This window comes from Clostridium sp. LS3 (assembly GCF_055330225.1).
In genome coordinates this window covers 2757860-2774310 of record NZ_CM143921.1, presented here as the reverse complement: position 1 = coordinate 2774310, position 16451 = coordinate 2757860, and the positions used below count along the sequence as shown (strand labels likewise).

Below are 16451 nucleotides of genomic sequence, written 5' to 3'. Positions count from 1 at the left end.
AAAACTATTTTATAGGAGAAAACATATGAAATTAAATGAGGTAATGGAAAAACTTAAAGAGCTTGGAACAGATCAAACTAAAAAAACATTGATGAATCATGGAATTTGTGAGCCTTTATTTGGTGTTAAAATAACAGACATGAAAAAGTTAGTTAAATATATAAAAAATGATGATGATTTAGTTAAGGAGCTTTATAATACAGGAAATTATGATGCTATGTATTTAGCTGGATTGTCTATAAATCCAAAGAATACTACTAAGGACCTATTAGAAGATTGGGTTAAAAAATCAAATTGTTATGCTACTTCAGAGTATACAGTGGCTAGGGTTGCAGCGGAAAGCAAATTTGCAGTAGAGCTTGCAAAAGAGTGGATAAACTCAGAGAATGAGATGATAGCTACCTGCGGATGGAGTACATACAGTAATTATATATCAATTAGTAATGAAATTAATTTAACTGAAATAGAGGAACTTCTAGAATGTATATCTAAAAATATTCATAAGCAGAGAAATAGAGTTAAATACATTATGAATGGATTTGTAATTAGTGCCGGAGCTTATATAACAGAATTGAATACTAAGGCACTAGAAGTTGCTATTAATATAGGAAAAGTTGAAGTAGATATGGGAAAAACTAGCTGTAAAGTACCTATTGCCAAGGATAGTATAGAAAAAATAATAAATATGGGTAGAGTGGGAAAAAAGAGAAAAAGATGTATATGTTAATGTAATTTAAAAGGGTCTACTAAAACTGTAGGTCCTTTTTCTGTATACTAACTTAATTAGTAATATATTTTATATTTTTATCATATAAAAATGAGAGGAAAGTTTCTAATGATAATAAAAATATAATGATTATAAAAAATTTTACTAAATAAATGGAGGAAATTTATGATTGAAGAATTAGTTAAGTTGTATATTGAAAGAAGTGATTTCTTTTTAAAGCTTACTTTAGAGCATCTAAAGATTTCAGGCATTTCAATTATCATAGCAGCAACAGTGGGACTAGCTCTTGGAGTATTTATAAGTGAGTATAAAAAAACATCATCTTTTGTAATAGCAATAACTAATTTTGTTTATACAATACCATCTATATCATTTCTTGGATTTTTAATACCATTTTCAGGAATAGGAAACACCACAGCTATAATAGCACTTTCAGTATATGCATTACTTCCAATGGTGAGAAATACTTATACAGGAATAAATAATATAGATTCATCAATTATAGAATCAGCTAAAGGTATGGGAAGCACTAAGATTCAAATACTTTATAAAGTTAAACTGCCACTGGCTACTCCAGTAGTGTTGTCTGGATTTAGAAATATGGTTGTAATGACTATTGCATTAGGAGGAATATCATCCTTTATTGGAGCAGGAGGCCTTGGAGTTGCAATTTATAGGGGGATAACAACAAATAACTCAACTATGACTATTGCAGGAAGCTTACTTATTGCAGTTTTAGCCTTATTTATAGATTTTATAATAGGGACTATTGAAAAAATAATTAAAAGAAAATGGAGGTTAGAATAATGGCTAAAAGATATTTGAAAAAAGTTTCATTTATAGTTATATCCATAATTCTAGTAAGTCTTGCTGGGTGCTCTAAATCTAAAGGGAATGGAACTATTAAAATCGCAACAAAGCCAATGACAGAGCAATTAATATTAGGTGAAATGATATCTTTGCTTATTGAAGAAAATACAGATTTGAAAGTAGAAATAACTAAGGGTGTTGGAGGTGGAACAAGTAATATTCATCCAGCATTACTTAAAGGTGATTTTGATTTATATCCAGAATATACAGGAACAGGATGGAGTTTTGTACTAAAAGAGGAGGGAATACCAGATGATGAAACTTTGTATAAGGAATTATCTGAAAAATATGACAATGAATATAAGTTAAAATGGGTTGGATTATATGGGTTTAATAATACCTATGGCCTTGTTATTAGAAAGGATATCGCTGAAAAATATAATATAAAAACATATTCAGATTTAAAAGATCATGCACCTGAATTAAATTTTGGAGCGGAATATGATTTTTATGAAAGAGACGATGGTTATAATGCACTGTGTAGAGCCTATGATTTAAAATTTAAATCTGCATCAGATATGGACATAGGTTTAAAATATAAAGCTATAAACTCAAAAGATATAGACGTGATGAATGTTTTTACTACAGATGGTCAATTATCTAATTCAGATGTAGTAGTGCTTAAAGATGATAAGAATTTTTATCAAACATATTATTGTGGAACTGTAGTACGTAATGATACGTTAGAGAAATATAAAGAACTTGAAGAAGTTTTAATGAAGATGGACAATATTATAAATGATAGTGAAATGGCAAAGCTGAATTATGAGGTAGAAACAAATAAAAAAGATGAAAGAGAAGTAGCAAAGGAATTTTTAACAAGTAAGGGATTATTAAAATAAAACAAGAGGGATTAGCTATGGTAAAAGATATAATGATTGAGTTTAAAGGTGTTTCTAAAAGTTATGGAGAAAATATAATATTAGATAATTTCAATTTACAAATACAAAAGGGAGAATTTATAACTATTATAGGAACTTCAGGATGTGGAAAAACTACTGTTTTAAAATTAATTAATGGATTGATTTTCCCAAATAAAGGAGAAGTTTATATTGATGGGAAAAATATCTCAAATTTAGATCAAATAAATTTAAGAAGAAACATTGGGTATGTTATTCAAGGAGTTGGTTTATTTCCACATATGAATATAGCTAAAAATATAAGCTATGTATTAAATTTAACTAAAACTAATAAAATTGAAATAGAGGAAAGAGTAAAGAAATTAATAAAAACAGTTGGAATGGAAGAGAAAATATTAAAAAGATACCCTGGTGAACTTTCAGGGGGACAAAGGCAAAGGATAGGTATAGCAAGAGCTTTAGCTGCATACCCAGATATACTTCTTATGGATGAACCCTTTGGTGCAGTAGATGAAATTACAAGAAAATCTCTTCAAGAAGAAATATTAAAAATTCATAAAGAATTTAATATGACAATTGTGTTTGTAACTCATGATATCAAAGAGGCTTTAAAGCTTGGAACTAAGGTAATAGTTATGGATGATGGAGAAATAATTCAAATGGGAACTCCTGATAAGATAAGAAATAGTCCTAAGACACAATTTGTAAGAGATTTGATTGGAGCTTAGGTAAATACTATAAAAGTACTATAGAGTCTTATAATCTGTAGTATTTTTGTAGTAGAATAGTAGAATAAAAGTATTGATACAAATACATCCAGGAAAATTCCTTTAGAAATATTAAAAATTAACAGCCCTTAAATCTAAAGGTGAAAGCGTTGACAATAATAAGATAGTATCCTATAATAAAGCTATAGTAAATTGGATGGTGATTGTTTACTTACAAGCTAGACCTATTTACATGTAAAATAATCAACTTTTAGGTTGGGACTATTTTGCATGTAAATGGGTCTTTTTTATTAATAAGAGTTTTTAAAAATACATTAGTATTTTCATATAATCCCGCCATAATTACAAATAGTTCAGAGTATCTTGATTTTATAGAAACAGAAAAAATAAGTTAAGCAAAATAGTGGATTATTAACAGTTATTAATTAAAAGATTATAAAAATGTAATAACGAGTTATTACAAATAAGAAAGGAAGATGAAAAATGGGATTTAGAGAAGATTTTTTATGGGGTGGAGCTACTGCTGCAAACCAATGTGAAGGCGGATATAATCAAGGGGGAAGAGGTCTTGCAAATGTTGACTTAGTACCAATAGGCAAAGATAGATTTCCTATTATAGCTGGAGAGATGAAGATGTTTGATTTTGATGATGAGCATTTCTATCCAGCAAAAGAAGCTATAGATATGTATCATAACTATAAAGAAGATATAAGATTACTTGGAGAAATGGGATTTAAAACTTATAGATGTTCAATTGCTTGGAGCAGGATTTTCCCAAATGGAGATGATGAAACTCCAAATGAAGAAGGTCTTAAGTTCTATGAAGATTTATTTAAAGAGTGTCATAAGTATGGTATTGAGCCGTTAGTTACAATTACCCATTTTGACTGTCCAATGAACTTAGTTGAAAAGTATGGTGCATGGAGAAATAGAAAGATGATAGAATTCTATGAACGTCTTTGCAAAGTTATTTTCAATAGATATAAAGGACTTGTTAAGTATTGGCTAACATTTAATGAAATTAATATGATACTTCATGCACCATTTATGGGAGCTGGTATATGCTTTGAAGAAGGGGAAAATAAAGAGGAAGTTAAGTATCAAGCAGCTCATCATGAATTAGTTGCAAGTGCTTTAGCTACAAAGATTGCTCATGAAGTTGATCCAAACAATATGGTTGGTTGTATGTTAGCTGCTGGAGACACATATGCATATACTTGTAAACCAGGTGATGTTTTTGAAGCGATGAATAAAAATAGAGAAAACTATTTCTTTATAGATGTTCAATCAAGAGGAGCTTATCCATCATATGCTTTAAGGGAATTAGAGAGAAAAGGTATTAATATTAAGATGGAAGATGAAGATGCAGAAATATTAAAGAAATATACTGTAGATTTCATATCATTTTCTTACTATTCTTCAAGATGTGCAAGCTCAGATCCTGAGGTTAACAAGTTAACAGCAGGAAATATATTTGCTTCACTTAAAAATCCTAATTTAGAGGAAAGTGAATGGGGATGGCAAATTGATCCACTTGGACTTAGAATAACTTTAAATTCATTATATGATAGATATCAAAAACCATTATTCATTGTAGAAAATGGACTTGGTGCAGTAGATATACCAGACGAAAATGGATATGTTGAAGATGACTATAGAATTGCTTATTTAAGAGAGCATATAAAAGCTATGAAAGATGCAGTTGAGCTTGATGGAGTTGACTTACTTGGATACACAACTTGGGGATGCATTGACTTAGTAAGTGCAGGAACTGGGGAAATGAAGAAACGTTATGGATTTATTTATGTAGATAGAGATAATGATGGGAATGGAAGCTTAAAGAGAAGTAAGAAAAAGAGCTTTGATTGGTACAAAAAAGTTATTGATTCAAATGGAGAAGAGCTTTAGTTATTAGAATAAGGTTAAAAAACTAATGTAGATAATAGATATAATAATGGGCTATATCAAATTTATTTTGATATAGCCCATTACGATCTGGAAAGTAGAGGAGTATAATAATTAAATTTCAAAAAAAATAGTAGTAAATTTACTACTATTTTTAAAATTTATTAGTTAGTTTATCTATTTTACATATTTATCACAATTAAGTAGAAGTTTTTAAACTTTACAATTATAATATCGATATTAAATAATAGATACAAACAAATGATTTAAAGAATTAGGAGGAAAACCAATGAAATTTTATAAAAACCTAAAATTATCTACACGATTAGTAATTTATTTTTTAGTTACTATTTTTTCAACAGTAACTATTGGAATTATAGGTATAAGAAACATGAATGAAATTAATAAATCAGCTCAGTATTTATACTATAATACCATTAAGGCGATGAATTCAATTAGTAAAATAGATAAAGATCAATTAAATATTTTTAAGAACACTGAATTAATAATAAGTTCTAAAGATGAAAATGAAATAAAAAAATTATCTGAAGAAAATGACAAATTATCAAAAGAAGTTAATGATCAAATTGATATTTATGAAACTACTATTGATGACGATACTGAAAGGGAAATTTTTAATCAATTTCAGGAAAAGTTAAATGTGTATAGAGAAGTTAGATTAGATTACATAGAATTAGCTAAAAATAAAAAAAATGATGAAGCTGCAGGTAAGGTATCTGATGTCATAAATACAAGAAATGATATGAGAAGCGAATTAGATAAATTACTTAAATTAAACGACGAGTGGGCATTAGAATCTATAAATGATAGTACTTCTACTTTTTATAGCGCAATTAAATTAATTGTAGTTATTCTTATCTTCTTAATTATAATATCAAGTATATTGGGAATTACAATTCAAAAAACAATAAAAAAATCTTTAAATATTATAAAAGAATTATCTAATAGGCTATCTAATTATGATTTATCAACTCCTATGGTAATAGAAAATAATGATGAATTTGGCGAAATAGGACAAAGTTTAAATAAAGCACAAGAAAATATTAGCTTAATGATAAAAGGAATAATGAATAGCTCTCAAGATATGAGTGCTTCAAGTGAAGAATTATCAGCAACAGTTGAAGAGATGACTTCAAAGCTTGAAATTATAAATGACTTAACGAAGGAAATTAATTCAGCAGCACAGGAAAGTAGTGCTACTGCAGAGGAGATATCTGCATCAGTACAAGAAGTCGATTCAAGTGTTTCTATATTATCAAGTAAATCAGTTGATGGAAGTAATAATGCAATTGAAATAAAAAATAGAGCCACTAAAGTTAAGAAGGATAGTAAAATTGCAAAAGAAAATACAAACGAAATTTACATTGAAATAGAAAAAGATGTTCTAAAGAATATAGAACAAGGAAAAGTTGTTAATGATATTAAAATTATGGCAGATTCCATTGAAAATATAGCAGGGCAAACAAATTTACTTGCACTTAATGCAGCTATAGAGGCAGCAAGAGCAGGAGAACAAGGAAAAGGCTTTGCGGTGGTTGCAGACGAAGTAAGAGTACTAGCAGAACAATCCTCTGTCGCTGTAAAAAATGTTAAGGCTACTATAGACAAGGTACATGAAGCTTTTAATAACTTATCAGAAAATAGTAATAAGTTATTAAGATTTATGAATGAAAATATTAGTCCACAATTTGAAACTTTCGTAGAAATTGGAGAAGAATATGAGAATGATGGAAACTTTGTAAGCAATATATCTGAAGAATTAGCTTCAATGACTGAAGAAATTTCAGCAACAATAAATCAAGTTAGTGAAGCAGTTCAAAACATGGCAGAGATGTCACAAAAATCATCAGAAAATTTAGATGGAATATATGGAAGTGTAAATGAGTCAACTAAGGCAATGGAGCAAGTTGCGAATGTAGCTCAAGGACAAGCAGAGCTTGCACAGGATCTTAATGAAATGATTTTAAAATTCAAGGTTTAAATTATATTATATGTGAATTAAAGTGTGATATAATTATATAATATAGATTTAATATGAAGAATTGATAAATAGATTTTTATGATTTTAATAAGCATAGATTGTATATTTAAATTTTTAATATACAATCTATGCTAAGAATATAAATGTATTTAATCTTTATAAAAGTGTACCTAAGGGTACGCTTTTTATAATGAAAAAATAAATTATTGGCGGGAGGATGGATTAAATGGTAATGACATATTTAAATGATTTATTTAATGATAAAAAGTTTTTAAGGAAGACCATAGCTATTGGAATTCCAATAGCTGTGCAAGCTCTTCTTAATACAACTTTAAATCTTGTAGATACAATGATGATTGGAACTTTAGGTCAAAGTACTATAGCAGCAGTTGGTCTTGCAAACAAAGTGTTTTTTGTTTTTACTTTATTGTTATTTGGTATTGTTAGCGGATCTTCAATATTGACTGCTCAGTATTGGGGAAAAAAGGATATAAAAAATATTAGAAGAGTTTTAGGGATATCTCTTATCATAGGGCTTTTAGGAGCAATTATTTTTATGTTAGCAGGATTATTTATACCTAAAGCTGTTATGAGGATTTTTACTCCAAGTGAAAGCACAATAAAGGTTGGAGCAGCTTATTTAGCTATAGTAGCTTTAAGTTATCCTTTAACTGCAATTACAAATTGTTATATATCGCTTTTAAGAGCAACTAATAAAGTTAAGGCGCCTGTTTTTATAAGTATAATTTCTATTGGTGTTAATGTTATATTAAATTATGCACTTATATTTGGTAATTTTGGAGCACCAAAGCTTGGAGTAGAAGGTGCAGCCATTGCTACAGTTATTGCTAGATTAGTTGAATGTATATCAATATTATCAATTGTGTATATAAGCAAAGGACCAGCAGCTGCCAAATTAAAGGAACTTGTTAATTTTGATAAGGAATTTATCAAGAAGTATTTTGTTACTGTATCACCTGTTATAGCTAATGAGTTTATGTGGGGTCTTGGAGTTACTATGTATTCATTAGTTTATGGAAGAATGGGAGATGAAGCAGTTGCTTCAATAACAATAACTCAAAATGTTGAACAAATATGTATTGTTATATTCCAAGGCTTAAGCACTGCTACTGCAGTTATTTTAGGTAATGAACTTGGAGCTAATAAACTAAAAGAAGCAGAAAAACATGCTAAAAACTTTTTTGTATTGCAAATGATATTAACTTTATTTATGGGGATTGTATGTTTTATGATAAGAACTCCTTTAATTAGATTATTCTCTGTTCCAGATAATGTAGCTTCTAATATAACTAAGTGTTTAAATGTATTTATATGCTACTTGCCATTTAGAATGTTTAATTTAGTTAACATTGTAGGCGTACTTAGAAGTGGCGGAGATACAAAGGCATCACTTCTTTTAGACATTACAGGAGTATGGTGTGTTGGAATACCACTTGCTTTTTTAGGGGGAATAATTTTAGGACTACCTATATATTATGTTTATGCAATGATAACATTAGAAGAAATTTATAAATTTATTTTAGGTTTTAGAAGATATAAACAAAAGAAATGGGTTAAAAATATAGTTGGAGCATAGTAATTAAAAATATTGTTCATTTAAAAATTATAAGAGTTATAATTTTATTGTAGCAAATAGTAATAGTACTAAAGGGGGCTTTTAATTGCATATAAAAGAAGTTATTACTAAAAATATCATATATAAAATAAGAAGAAGAATACCAATTCATAAAAAAACATCTGAATCATTAAGATTAGGAATACTTCTTGCAGCAGTAGGTGGATTTTTAGATGCGTACACATTTATATGTAGAGGTGGAGTATTTGCAAATGCTGAGACTGGGAATATAGTACTAGTTGCACTTGCAATTACTAAGAGAAACTATAAAGATGTATTCATGGCAGCACTGCCAATTTTAGCATTTGTAGCTGGAGTTTTAGTGACTGAAATAATAAGAGAAAGATCTATAAATAATTATGAGGAATCTACAAAGGCCGAAAAGTTTATTTTAATTATTGAAGCAGTTGTACTTTTTATAGTTGGATTTATACCAACTACTATACCACATATATTTGTAACAACTACAATAGCATTTGTTTCATCAGTACAAATATCATCATTTAGAAGGCTAGTAGATTCTCCTTATAGCACAACTATGTGTACAGGAAATTTAAGAGTTGCTTCTCAATCAGCTTATCTAGCTATAATTAAAAAAGATAAAAGTGCATCTTCAAGGTCTTTTAGATATATAATAGTAATATTTTCATTTTTATTTGGTGCATCCTTAGGTGGGATTTTAACTACAAGGCTAGGAGTAAAGTCAATATGGATTTGTTCTTTAATATTAATAGTATCAAATATTTTATTTAGTATAGATGAATATAGATTTATGGAAAAAGGTATTATTTCGCACTAATTTATGCGAAATAATACCTTTTTTCATTGAAATTTTATCTACGTTATTATTTTAATTGAATTTCTAAACTATATATTTTTAAAAAATATATATGCTACTACAAACAATTAAAAGTTGAAATAATATTAATGTTTGTGTATAATACCAATATAAATTATGAATAAACTCGTATATCGTCGGTAATATGGACCGAAAGTTTCTACCTGCTAACCGTAAATAGGCAGACTACGAGGTAGTGTATTTAAAAAGGATATTAGTATAAATAAATTTTTATATAAATTTATAGGCTTACTTCTGTTTTTAAGGACAACACCTCGATTGCGAGGTGTTTTTTATTACTTAAAAATGGAGGATAAGGTTATGGATAAAGTAAAAACAACAGATGAAATTAACTTAGTATATGGAGTTGATGATAATCCATCAATATTAGAAAAGATATTATTTGGAATTCAACATATATTTGCTGCTTTTGGTGGGATAATAGTTGTTCCACTAGTTATATCTAGTGCTTTAGGCTTTGATGCTAAAACAGGAACAGCTTTAATAAGCGCATCAATACTTGCAGCAGGTCTTGCAACTATAATACAAGCTAGAGGAGTAGGACCAGTAGGATCTAAAGTAGCTTGTATAATGGGAACAGATTTTACATTTGTTTCACCGTCTATTACAGTTGGATCAGTATTAGGACTTCCAGGAATAATAGGAGCTACAATTCTAGGAGCTATCTTTGAGGTAATTCTTAGCTATTTTATAAGACCATTAATGAAATTATTTCCACCATTAGTCACTGGTACAGTGGTATGTTTAATCGGATTAACATTATTACCAGTATCAATTGATTGGGCTGCAGGAGGAGTTGGAGCATCAGATTATGGTAGCATAAAAAATATATCAATTTCAATGCTTGTACTTATTGGAACATTATTATTAAACCGTTATGGGAAAGGTATGCTTAGTAGTGCATCTATACTTATAGGAATGTTAGTTGGATATATTGTATGTATTCCTTTAGGATTAGTAGACTTTACAGCAGTTAAGGAAGCAAGCTGGATTTCAATACCTAAGATATTTGAATATGGTGTAAGTTTTGATTTAAAAGCACTTATTGCATTTATTCCAGCATATTTTGTAACAGCAATAGAAACCGTAGGATGTTTAAAGGCAATTGGGGAAGTTTCAGAAGTAGATATGAATGAAAAACGCATTGGAGCAGGCGTATTATCTGATGGGATTGGAAGTATGATAGGTGGAGTTGTAGGTACATTACCAAATACAACCTTTAGTCAAAACGTTGGGCTAATACCATTAACTAAAGTAGCTAGTCGTTATGTAGCTGTAATGGCAGGTATTATATTAGTTATTTTAGGATTCCTACCTAAGCTCGCAGCAATAGTAAATGGCATTCCTCAACCTGTTTTAGGTGGAGTTGGAATAGTTATGTTTGGAACAGTTGCAGCAGCAGGAATTAAAACATTAAGTAAAGTTAAAATAAATGAACGTAATCTTTTAATAATAGCTACATCAATTGGCTTAGGACTTGGAGTAACATTTAGACCAGAATTTATTTCACAATTACCAGAGGCATTAAAAATGATTTTTGCATCAGGTATATCAACAGGAACAATAACAGCATTAGTTCTAAATGTAGTTTTAAGAGAAGATAAAGAAGATTTAGAAGCAATGAATGAAAATGATGTAGGGGCAGCATAATATATAAGCATAACAATAAAAACTCCAACAACTTGATTTGTTGGGGTTTTTATTTCGTAATTTAAGAAAACTATACTTAGAGATTCCTAAAAAAATGTTGTATATATAGAAACAAATACTATGAATAATCCACTTGAAATTAATAAAATAGATTCTACTTTTTTATCATTAATATATGAGGAGTATCCATTTGATATATTCAAGATACCTAATATTATCAATATAATTGGTATTGTAATTTTAGAATTTATAATATTAAATAAACCTAAAACTGCCAATATGATAACGATAATTGACATTAATATCCTACTAACCTTTCTCAATTAAACCGCCTCCTAATAGAATAATCTTCTCAAATATAATATGATTGCTCATTAACTATACTTTAATTATATACCATAAAAAGGCAAAAAACCTATGATGTTATGGTATATTTAAAAGAGTATTTTAGTTTTTTAAATATTATTGTGCAAATAAAGGATGATTTGTAAATTTAGTGTATAATTAATTTGAGGCTATTATTTAGATTAGGTATTTAGGGGGATAAAATGAAAAATATTGATAAAGCTTTAAAGATTTCTATTACGTTAATAGTTATATCTTTTTTGATATCACTTTTAATTTTAAGTAAGTTGAAGTTAGACAAGCCTGTATTTTTGAAAAATTATAAAGAAGTTGAAATTGTAGAAAATGAGGGTTCTCTATCTACTTCAGGTTATGATATTGAACTAAAATACATAGCAAATAGAGAAGATAAAAGAAAAGTATCATCTATAACCTTTAAAGAGGAACCCAAATTGAATTTTTATGCAAGTGAAAATAATTCAGGAGGATTAATGAGGTTTTATGATTATAGTAATGATAATATTGAGAATCATGGAAGATATGGTGTTCATACAGTTTTTCTGAACTTAAACTCACAAAACTATGAATATGATTTATCTAAGAATATTGTATTAAGTGAAGCAACTGTAACTTTTAATGATGGTCTTACTATGGATTTAGATTTAGGAAAGATAATACTTTATAAGAATGATAGAAATGAAGGTCCTCTTACTAGTATGGCTGATATTAACGATACTAGCGGAGTTTCTAAAAAAGGAATATTTGTTAGCGAATATATAAGGGTATCAAATGTATATTCATCATTATTTTCAGAGATAGGAGAATTTTTTGATTTTAATATAAATAAGATAGGAAATTTAGACTCAAGGGATACAATTTATAATGGAAATGAAAATCTATATTTCACATATAAGTTTTCTGATATAAGCGATATATCAATGAAGCTATATAGTTATGATATAAAACCAGTTATTTATTTTAAAGATAGAAATGAGAAAGAATATAAAAAAAGAATAGACAATATAATGTATAATCCTAACTTTAGTTTTTATGATATATATAAATATCTAAGAAGTACGGAGGAGATATAAAATGATGAATGGATATAAAAAGATATTTTGGGGGATGTTTTTTACAACTTTTCACTTTAATTTAGGATCAATTAAACTTTTACCAAACTTTATTGGAATATTAATTATATGCTCAGGAATAAAGGAAATATTAATTGAGCATGACAATATTTCACTTAATATATCATTGAAATTAAACAATATAAAAGCATTTATTGCTTTTATAACTTTTATATTACCATTTATGAGTATAGAAACCTCATCTAATAATATAATTTTAAATACAATATTTTTTAATATAGGCAGTATTTTAGAATTTTTAAGTATGTTAAAGCTTTTAGAAGGAACTTCACAAATTTTATCTGAAAAATATAATAGTTATCTAGGAATAGAATATGAAGATAAGGCGATAAAGTATATTTATTTATATCCAGTTGTAGTAATTGTAAGTAATATTAACTTTATATTTATGTCAGAATTGGTAGGAGTAGTAATTGTAATATATGCATTACTAATAATAATATGGATAATGTTATCTTTTAAAAGGTTATATAAAGATGATTTGCAAATAGTTAAATAAATTAATATAAACTTACAAATAATACTTTTATAGAGATATGGAGGTGTTATTAATGATTAAAAATATATTAGATGAGTTACAACTTAAAAAATCTGAAAATTTATCAGATAATAATTTCAATAGAAATACATCATTAGGTATGAACAGAGATTTAGATAAATTAAAAATAAATGATGATTTTTCTAATGAAGATGTAATATTTGATGAGTATTCATCAAAAATAACTAACTCTTATATAGAATTAAATAATGTTGTAAAAGAAAAGGACAAATATAAAAACTCAAAAGATGATAAAAACAAGGTGAGTTTAAGCTCTTTACCCTTAGATAATAAATAATATTAAAAAAGTTCTTCAGTTTAATTGAAGAGCTTTTTTTATTTTAGAGACTATGAAGCTATTGAAGATAGTATACATTTAGTAGATTTAATGAAAATAAAACCTACTAAATATATTGACAATATTGATACTCGATATTACAATAAAAGTAAGATTATCCAATAGTTATATTGTATTTTGTTAACAATATCGAGTATCGATGTTAGGGGTGATTTCAGATGGCAAGAGAACAGTTTCAGAATTTAACTGAACCAATGTATTATATTTTAATGTCTTTGCTACAAGAGAGATGTGGTGTAGATATTATGGTGAGCGTGGATGAAATATCTAATGGCAGAGTTAAAGTAGGACCAGGAACTTTATATGCTTTACTCGGAAAATTTGAAAAGGAGGGTATGATTCGGGAAACTGAAGTAATTGGGAGAAAAAGAAGCTACATTATTACAGATAAAGGCCTAAATACATTAAAGGAAGAATATAGTCGTTTAATTACTTTGGTTGAAGATGGTAAATTGCTTTTAGGGGGAGATAGTTATGATGTTTAGGGATAGCAAATGGGTAATATATAACTTTTTGCCGTATGAATATAAATCTTTGGAAAAATATTTAGAAAGTATGGCATTAAGGGGCTGGAGGTTAGAAAGTATAACTGGTATTTTATTAAAGTTTAAGAAAAGAGAACCTAAGGTAGTAAAGTACTCAGTTGATATAATGGATAGTATATCTTTTTTTGATGGAAAAGATAGTGATAAAGCTTTAGGCTACAGAGAATACTGTAAGGAAGCCGGATGGGAATTTGTCTGCGAAAGAGAAAAAATACAAATTTACAGCAGTGAAAGTGAGGAAGGGAGGATAGATATTCATACTGATGAAGGTGAGAAGTTTAATACTATCCGTAAAGCTTCATTGAAATATGTTTGTTTAAACCTAATAACTTTAATAAGTCTTCTATATACTCAATATATTATAACTATTGGAAATTCAGATGCACATTTTTTAGCAAGCACGTTAGTTCTAGGAAGCTTATTGATTGTAATGTTTTTTACTATACATGAATTTATAGGATTAATTAGATTTATTATATTTGATATTAAAGGAAGAAATAGTTTAAAAAGAAATGAAAAGGTATATTATGATTTTGAAGTCGGTGTCTTAATAAAAAGAATAATTTACAAAGTTGAATTAACAATAATTATAGCGATTATAATAGGTTTTACTATAACATCAGATTTATGGGTAATAAAGTTAATAATTGTTATGTTATTATTAGGAATTTTATCTAACTATATAATAAATTTTATAAAAAATAAAAATTACAAAAATAATAAGTGGATAATTATTGGAACTTATACAATAATAACATTGATATTTTTTGTTACAATATCAAATATGATTTTTGCAAGCGTATTAACAAGAACCTATATAAGTAATGAAAAATTAAATAAGGAAAATCATATATTAAGCCTTAGAGATTTCAATGATAAAAATAAAGATGAAGAAGTATTTTTAGGAGAGGAAAAGAGTCCTTTAGCATCTTATTTATTTTATAGTAATTCAGGAGAGAAGGTTCATTTAAGCTATAGTTTATTTGAAAGTAAATACCAATGGGCAGTTAGATATAACTTTAATAAAGAAATGAGCTTTGCAAATAAGATAGATGTAGAATATATAGAAAAAGAAACTAATTTACCTGAAGATATTAAAGTTTATATGAACGAACATGGTCATCAATATTTTATAGTTTCTCCTAATAAAATGATGGAAATATCAACTATAGAGGAGATAAGTGAAGAAGAATTAATAGATATTGTTTATAAAAAGTTATTTAAATTATGAGTTTTTAATTGAAAGCTTCAAGTTTAGTGGGTTCATATTATTGAATCCACTTCTATTTATATTTAGTTGTAAAATTTTTCTTCAAAAGTAGCAGAGTTTAGTGATATATTTAAATTATTATTTTAAATATTAATTCATTCAAAGAATATATAATGTAAAGTAGATTTAATTATTAAAAGTAAAATTATCTGGAGGAATAATATGAATAAGGAAATTAAGATATATCAAGTTGATGCATTTACAAATAAAGCTTTTAAAGGAAATCCAGCAGCAGTTTGTATTTTAGAAGAAGATATAAATGATGATTTGATGAGGAGTATTGCACAGGAAATGAATTTGTCAGAAACAGCATTTGTTAAACCATTAGAGTGTTCTGATATAAATAGTTGTAGTTTCTTTTCCTTAAGATGGTTTACTCCTGAAGTAGAAGTAGATTTATGTGGACATGCAACTATAGCAACTTCAAAGGTACTATTTGATGAATTCAACATAAGTGGGCAAGAAATAAAGTATCAAACCAAAAGTGGAACTCTTATTGCTAAAAGGGAAAATGAGAAGATAGGTTTAGACTTTCCAATAGACAAGCCTTTAAATTTTGAATTAACAGAAGATATTTTAAAAGCTATGGGAATAAAAAAATATTTTAAAGCTATAATAGGTGAAAAAACAAGAAAACTTGTTATAGAACTAGAAAGCGAAGAGGAAATAATTAATTTACAACCAAACTTCGAAAAACTAAAAGTGTTAAGTTTTAATACTAATGTAAAAGGAATAGGGGTTACTTGTAAAGGAAGTGAAAAATACGATTTTATATCGAGATACTTTAATCCTTGGGCAGGAATAAATGAAGATCCAGTTACAGGATCAGTACATACTCTATTAGCAAGTTATTGGAGTAGCATATTAAATAAAAGTGAAATGTTATCTTATCAATGTTCAAATAGAGGTGGAGAAATTTTAATAAAAGTATTAGAAAATAACAGAGTAGAGTTAAGTGGTGAGGCAGTTGTAGTGTTTAAGGGAGAATTATATATATAAATAAATAT

At 27.6% G+C, this 16451-nt stretch carries 16 protein-coding genes and 1 riboswitch; of the genes, 15 read left to right on the top strand and 1 reads right to left on the bottom strand.

All coding sequences use genetic code 11. From position 1 onward, the window contains the following. Window positions 1–25: 25 nt before the first annotated feature. The 9 genes from ACZJV1_RS13005 (at window position 26) to ACZJV1_RS12965 (ending at window position 11237) form a co-directional block, all read left to right on the top strand. Window positions 26–727 (top strand): DNA alkylation repair protein, encoded by a 702-nt coding sequence (locus ACZJV1_RS13005; protein WP_460288275.1) that lies wholly within the window; start codon window positions 26–28, stop codon window positions 725–727. 165 nt (window positions 728–892) lie between these two features. Further along, the gene (locus tag ACZJV1_RS13000; RefSeq protein ID WP_460288274.1) at window positions 893–1534 is read left to right on the top strand and encodes an ABC transporter permease; all 642 of its coding nucleotides are present in this window, start codon (window positions 893–895) and stop codon (window positions 1532–1534) included. Beyond that, window positions 1534–2439: a glycine betaine ABC transporter substrate-binding protein gene (locus ACZJV1_RS12995; RefSeq protein WP_460288272.1), complete on the top strand. Its 906-nt coding sequence runs from the start codon at window positions 1534–1536 to the stop codon at window positions 2437–2439. Before ACZJV1_RS13000 ends, ACZJV1_RS12995 begins: the two co-directional genes overlap by 1 nt. Before the next feature lie 17 nt (window positions 2440–2456). After that, window positions 2457–3185 (top strand): ATP-binding cassette domain-containing protein, encoded by a 729-nt coding sequence (locus ACZJV1_RS12990; RefSeq protein WP_463650404.1) that lies wholly within the window; start codon window positions 2457–2459, stop codon window positions 3183–3185. Between the two features lie 483 nt (window positions 3186–3668). Beyond that, entirely contained in the window at window positions 3669–5093 is a 1425-nt protein-coding gene (locus ACZJV1_RS12985; protein WP_460288270.1) for a 6-phospho-beta-glucosidase, read from the top strand. Between the two features lie 286 nt (window positions 5094–5379). Then, complete coding sequence (locus ACZJV1_RS12980) at window positions 5380–7092, top strand: methyl-accepting chemotaxis protein (protein ID WP_463650403.1); 1713 nt, start codon at window positions 5380–5382, stop codon at window positions 7090–7092. A gap of 226 nt (window positions 7093–7318) precedes the next feature. Then, entirely contained in the window at window positions 7319–8689 is a 1371-nt protein-coding gene (locus ACZJV1_RS12975; protein WP_460288268.1) for an MATE family efflux transporter, read from the top strand. 91 nt (window positions 8690–8780) lie between these two features. Beyond that, window positions 8781–9527: a YoaK family protein gene (locus tag ACZJV1_RS12970; protein WP_460288433.1), complete on the top strand. Its 747-nt coding sequence runs from the start codon at window positions 8781–8783 to the stop codon at window positions 9525–9527. A 146-nt stretch (window positions 9528–9673) separates the two neighbouring features. After that, a riboswitch (purine riboswitch) is annotated at window positions 9674–9775 on the top strand. A 112-nt stretch (window positions 9776–9887) separates the two neighbouring features. Continuing rightward, window positions 9888–11237 carry a uracil-xanthine permease family protein gene (locus ACZJV1_RS12965; protein WP_463650402.1) on the top strand — a complete coding sequence of 450 codons (1350 nt, stop codon included), beginning with the start codon at window positions 9888–9890 and terminating at the stop codon, window positions 11235–11237. 86 nt (window positions 11238–11323) lie between these two features. On the opposite strand, the gene ACZJV1_RS12960 is transcribed toward ACZJV1_RS12965, so the two are convergent. Next, the gene (locus tag ACZJV1_RS12960) at window positions 11324–11560 is read right to left on the bottom strand and encodes a hypothetical protein (protein ID WP_463650401.1); all 237 of its coding nucleotides are present in this window, start codon (window positions 11558–11560) and stop codon (window positions 11324–11326) included. A gap of 225 nt (window positions 11561–11785) precedes the next feature. Between ACZJV1_RS12960 and ACZJV1_RS12955 the strand changes: the two genes are divergently transcribed. The 6 genes from ACZJV1_RS12955 to ACZJV1_RS12930 all read left to right on the top strand — a co-directional run bounded on the left by ACZJV1_RS12955 (window position 11786) and on the right by ACZJV1_RS12930 (window position 16443). Then, entirely contained in the window at window positions 11786–12673 is an 888-nt protein-coding gene (locus ACZJV1_RS12955) for a hypothetical protein (RefSeq protein ID WP_463650400.1), read from the top strand. A gap of 1 nt (window position 12674) precedes the next feature. Then, window positions 12675–13232 carry a hypothetical protein gene (locus tag ACZJV1_RS12950; RefSeq protein ID WP_463650399.1) on the top strand — a complete coding sequence of 186 codons (558 nt, stop codon included), beginning with the start codon at window positions 12675–12677 and terminating at the stop codon, window positions 13230–13232. A 52-nt stretch (window positions 13233–13284) separates the two neighbouring features. Continuing rightward, window positions 13285–13569 carry a hypothetical protein gene (locus tag ACZJV1_RS12945; protein WP_463650398.1) on the top strand — a complete coding sequence of 95 codons (285 nt, stop codon included), beginning with the start codon at window positions 13285–13287 and terminating at the stop codon, window positions 13567–13569. A 218-nt stretch (window positions 13570–13787) separates the two neighbouring features. Next, a complete protein-coding gene (locus ACZJV1_RS12940) occupies window positions 13788–14114 on the top strand; it encodes a PadR family transcriptional regulator (protein WP_411168310.1) in 327 nt (108 codons plus the stop codon). Then, entirely contained in the window at window positions 14104–15405 is a 1302-nt protein-coding gene (locus ACZJV1_RS12935; RefSeq protein WP_463650397.1) for a DUF2812 domain-containing protein, read from the top strand. Before ACZJV1_RS12940 ends, ACZJV1_RS12935 begins: the two co-directional genes overlap by 11 nt. Window positions 15406–15606: 201 nt before the next feature. Next, window positions 15607–16443, top strand: a complete 837-nt coding sequence (locus ACZJV1_RS12930; protein WP_463650396.1) for a PhzF family phenazine biosynthesis protein — start codon at window positions 15607–15609, stop codon at window positions 16441–16443. The last annotated feature ends 8 nt before the right edge of the window (window positions 16444–16451 follow it).

What these genes read in the sequence shown, in the direction of transcription:
- ACZJV1_RS13005 (WP_460288275.1), top strand. Translation starts at nt 26, where the DNA reads ATGAAATTAAATGAGGTAATGGAAAAACTTAAAGAGCTTGGAACAGAT.
- ACZJV1_RS13000 (WP_460288274.1), top strand. Translation starts at nt 893, where the DNA reads ATGATTGAAGAATTAGTTAAGTTGTATATTGAAAGAAGTGATTTCTTT.
- ACZJV1_RS12995 (WP_460288272.1), top strand. Translation starts at nt 1,534, where the DNA reads ATGGCTAAAAGATATTTGAAAAAAGTTTCATTTATAGTTATATCCATA.
- ACZJV1_RS12990 (WP_463650404.1), top strand. Translation starts at nt 2,457, where the DNA reads ATGGTAAAAGATATAATGATTGAGTTTAAAGGTGTTTCTAAAAGTTAT.
- ACZJV1_RS12985 (WP_460288270.1), top strand. Translation starts at nt 3,669, where the DNA reads ATGGGATTTAGAGAAGATTTTTTATGGGGTGGAGCTACTGCTGCAAAC.
- ACZJV1_RS12980 (WP_463650403.1), top strand. Translation starts at nt 5,380, where the DNA reads ATGAAATTTTATAAAAACCTAAAATTATCTACACGATTAGTAATTTAT.
- ACZJV1_RS12975 (WP_460288268.1), top strand. Translation starts at nt 7,319, where the DNA reads ATGGTAATGACATATTTAAATGATTTATTTAATGATAAAAAGTTTTTA.
- ACZJV1_RS12965 (WP_463650402.1), top strand. Translation starts at nt 9,888, where the DNA reads ATGGATAAAGTAAAAACAACAGATGAAATTAACTTAGTATATGGAGTT.
- ACZJV1_RS12955 (WP_463650400.1), top strand. Translation starts at nt 11,786, where the DNA reads ATGAAAAATATTGATAAAGCTTTAAAGATTTCTATTACGTTAATAGTT.
- ACZJV1_RS12950 (WP_463650399.1), top strand. Translation starts at nt 12,675, where the DNA reads ATGATGAATGGATATAAAAAGATATTTTGGGGGATGTTTTTTACAACT.
- ACZJV1_RS12945 (WP_463650398.1), top strand. Translation starts at nt 13,285, where the DNA reads ATGATTAAAAATATATTAGATGAGTTACAACTTAAAAAATCTGAAAAT.
- ACZJV1_RS12940 (WP_411168310.1), top strand. Translation starts at nt 13,788, where the DNA reads ATGGCAAGAGAACAGTTTCAGAATTTAACTGAACCAATGTATTATATT.
- ACZJV1_RS12935 (WP_463650397.1), top strand. Translation starts at nt 14,104, where the DNA reads ATGATGTTTAGGGATAGCAAATGGGTAATATATAACTTTTTGCCGTAT.
- ACZJV1_RS12930 (WP_463650396.1), top strand. Translation starts at nt 15,607, where the DNA reads ATGAATAAGGAAATTAAGATATATCAAGTTGATGCATTTACAAATAAA.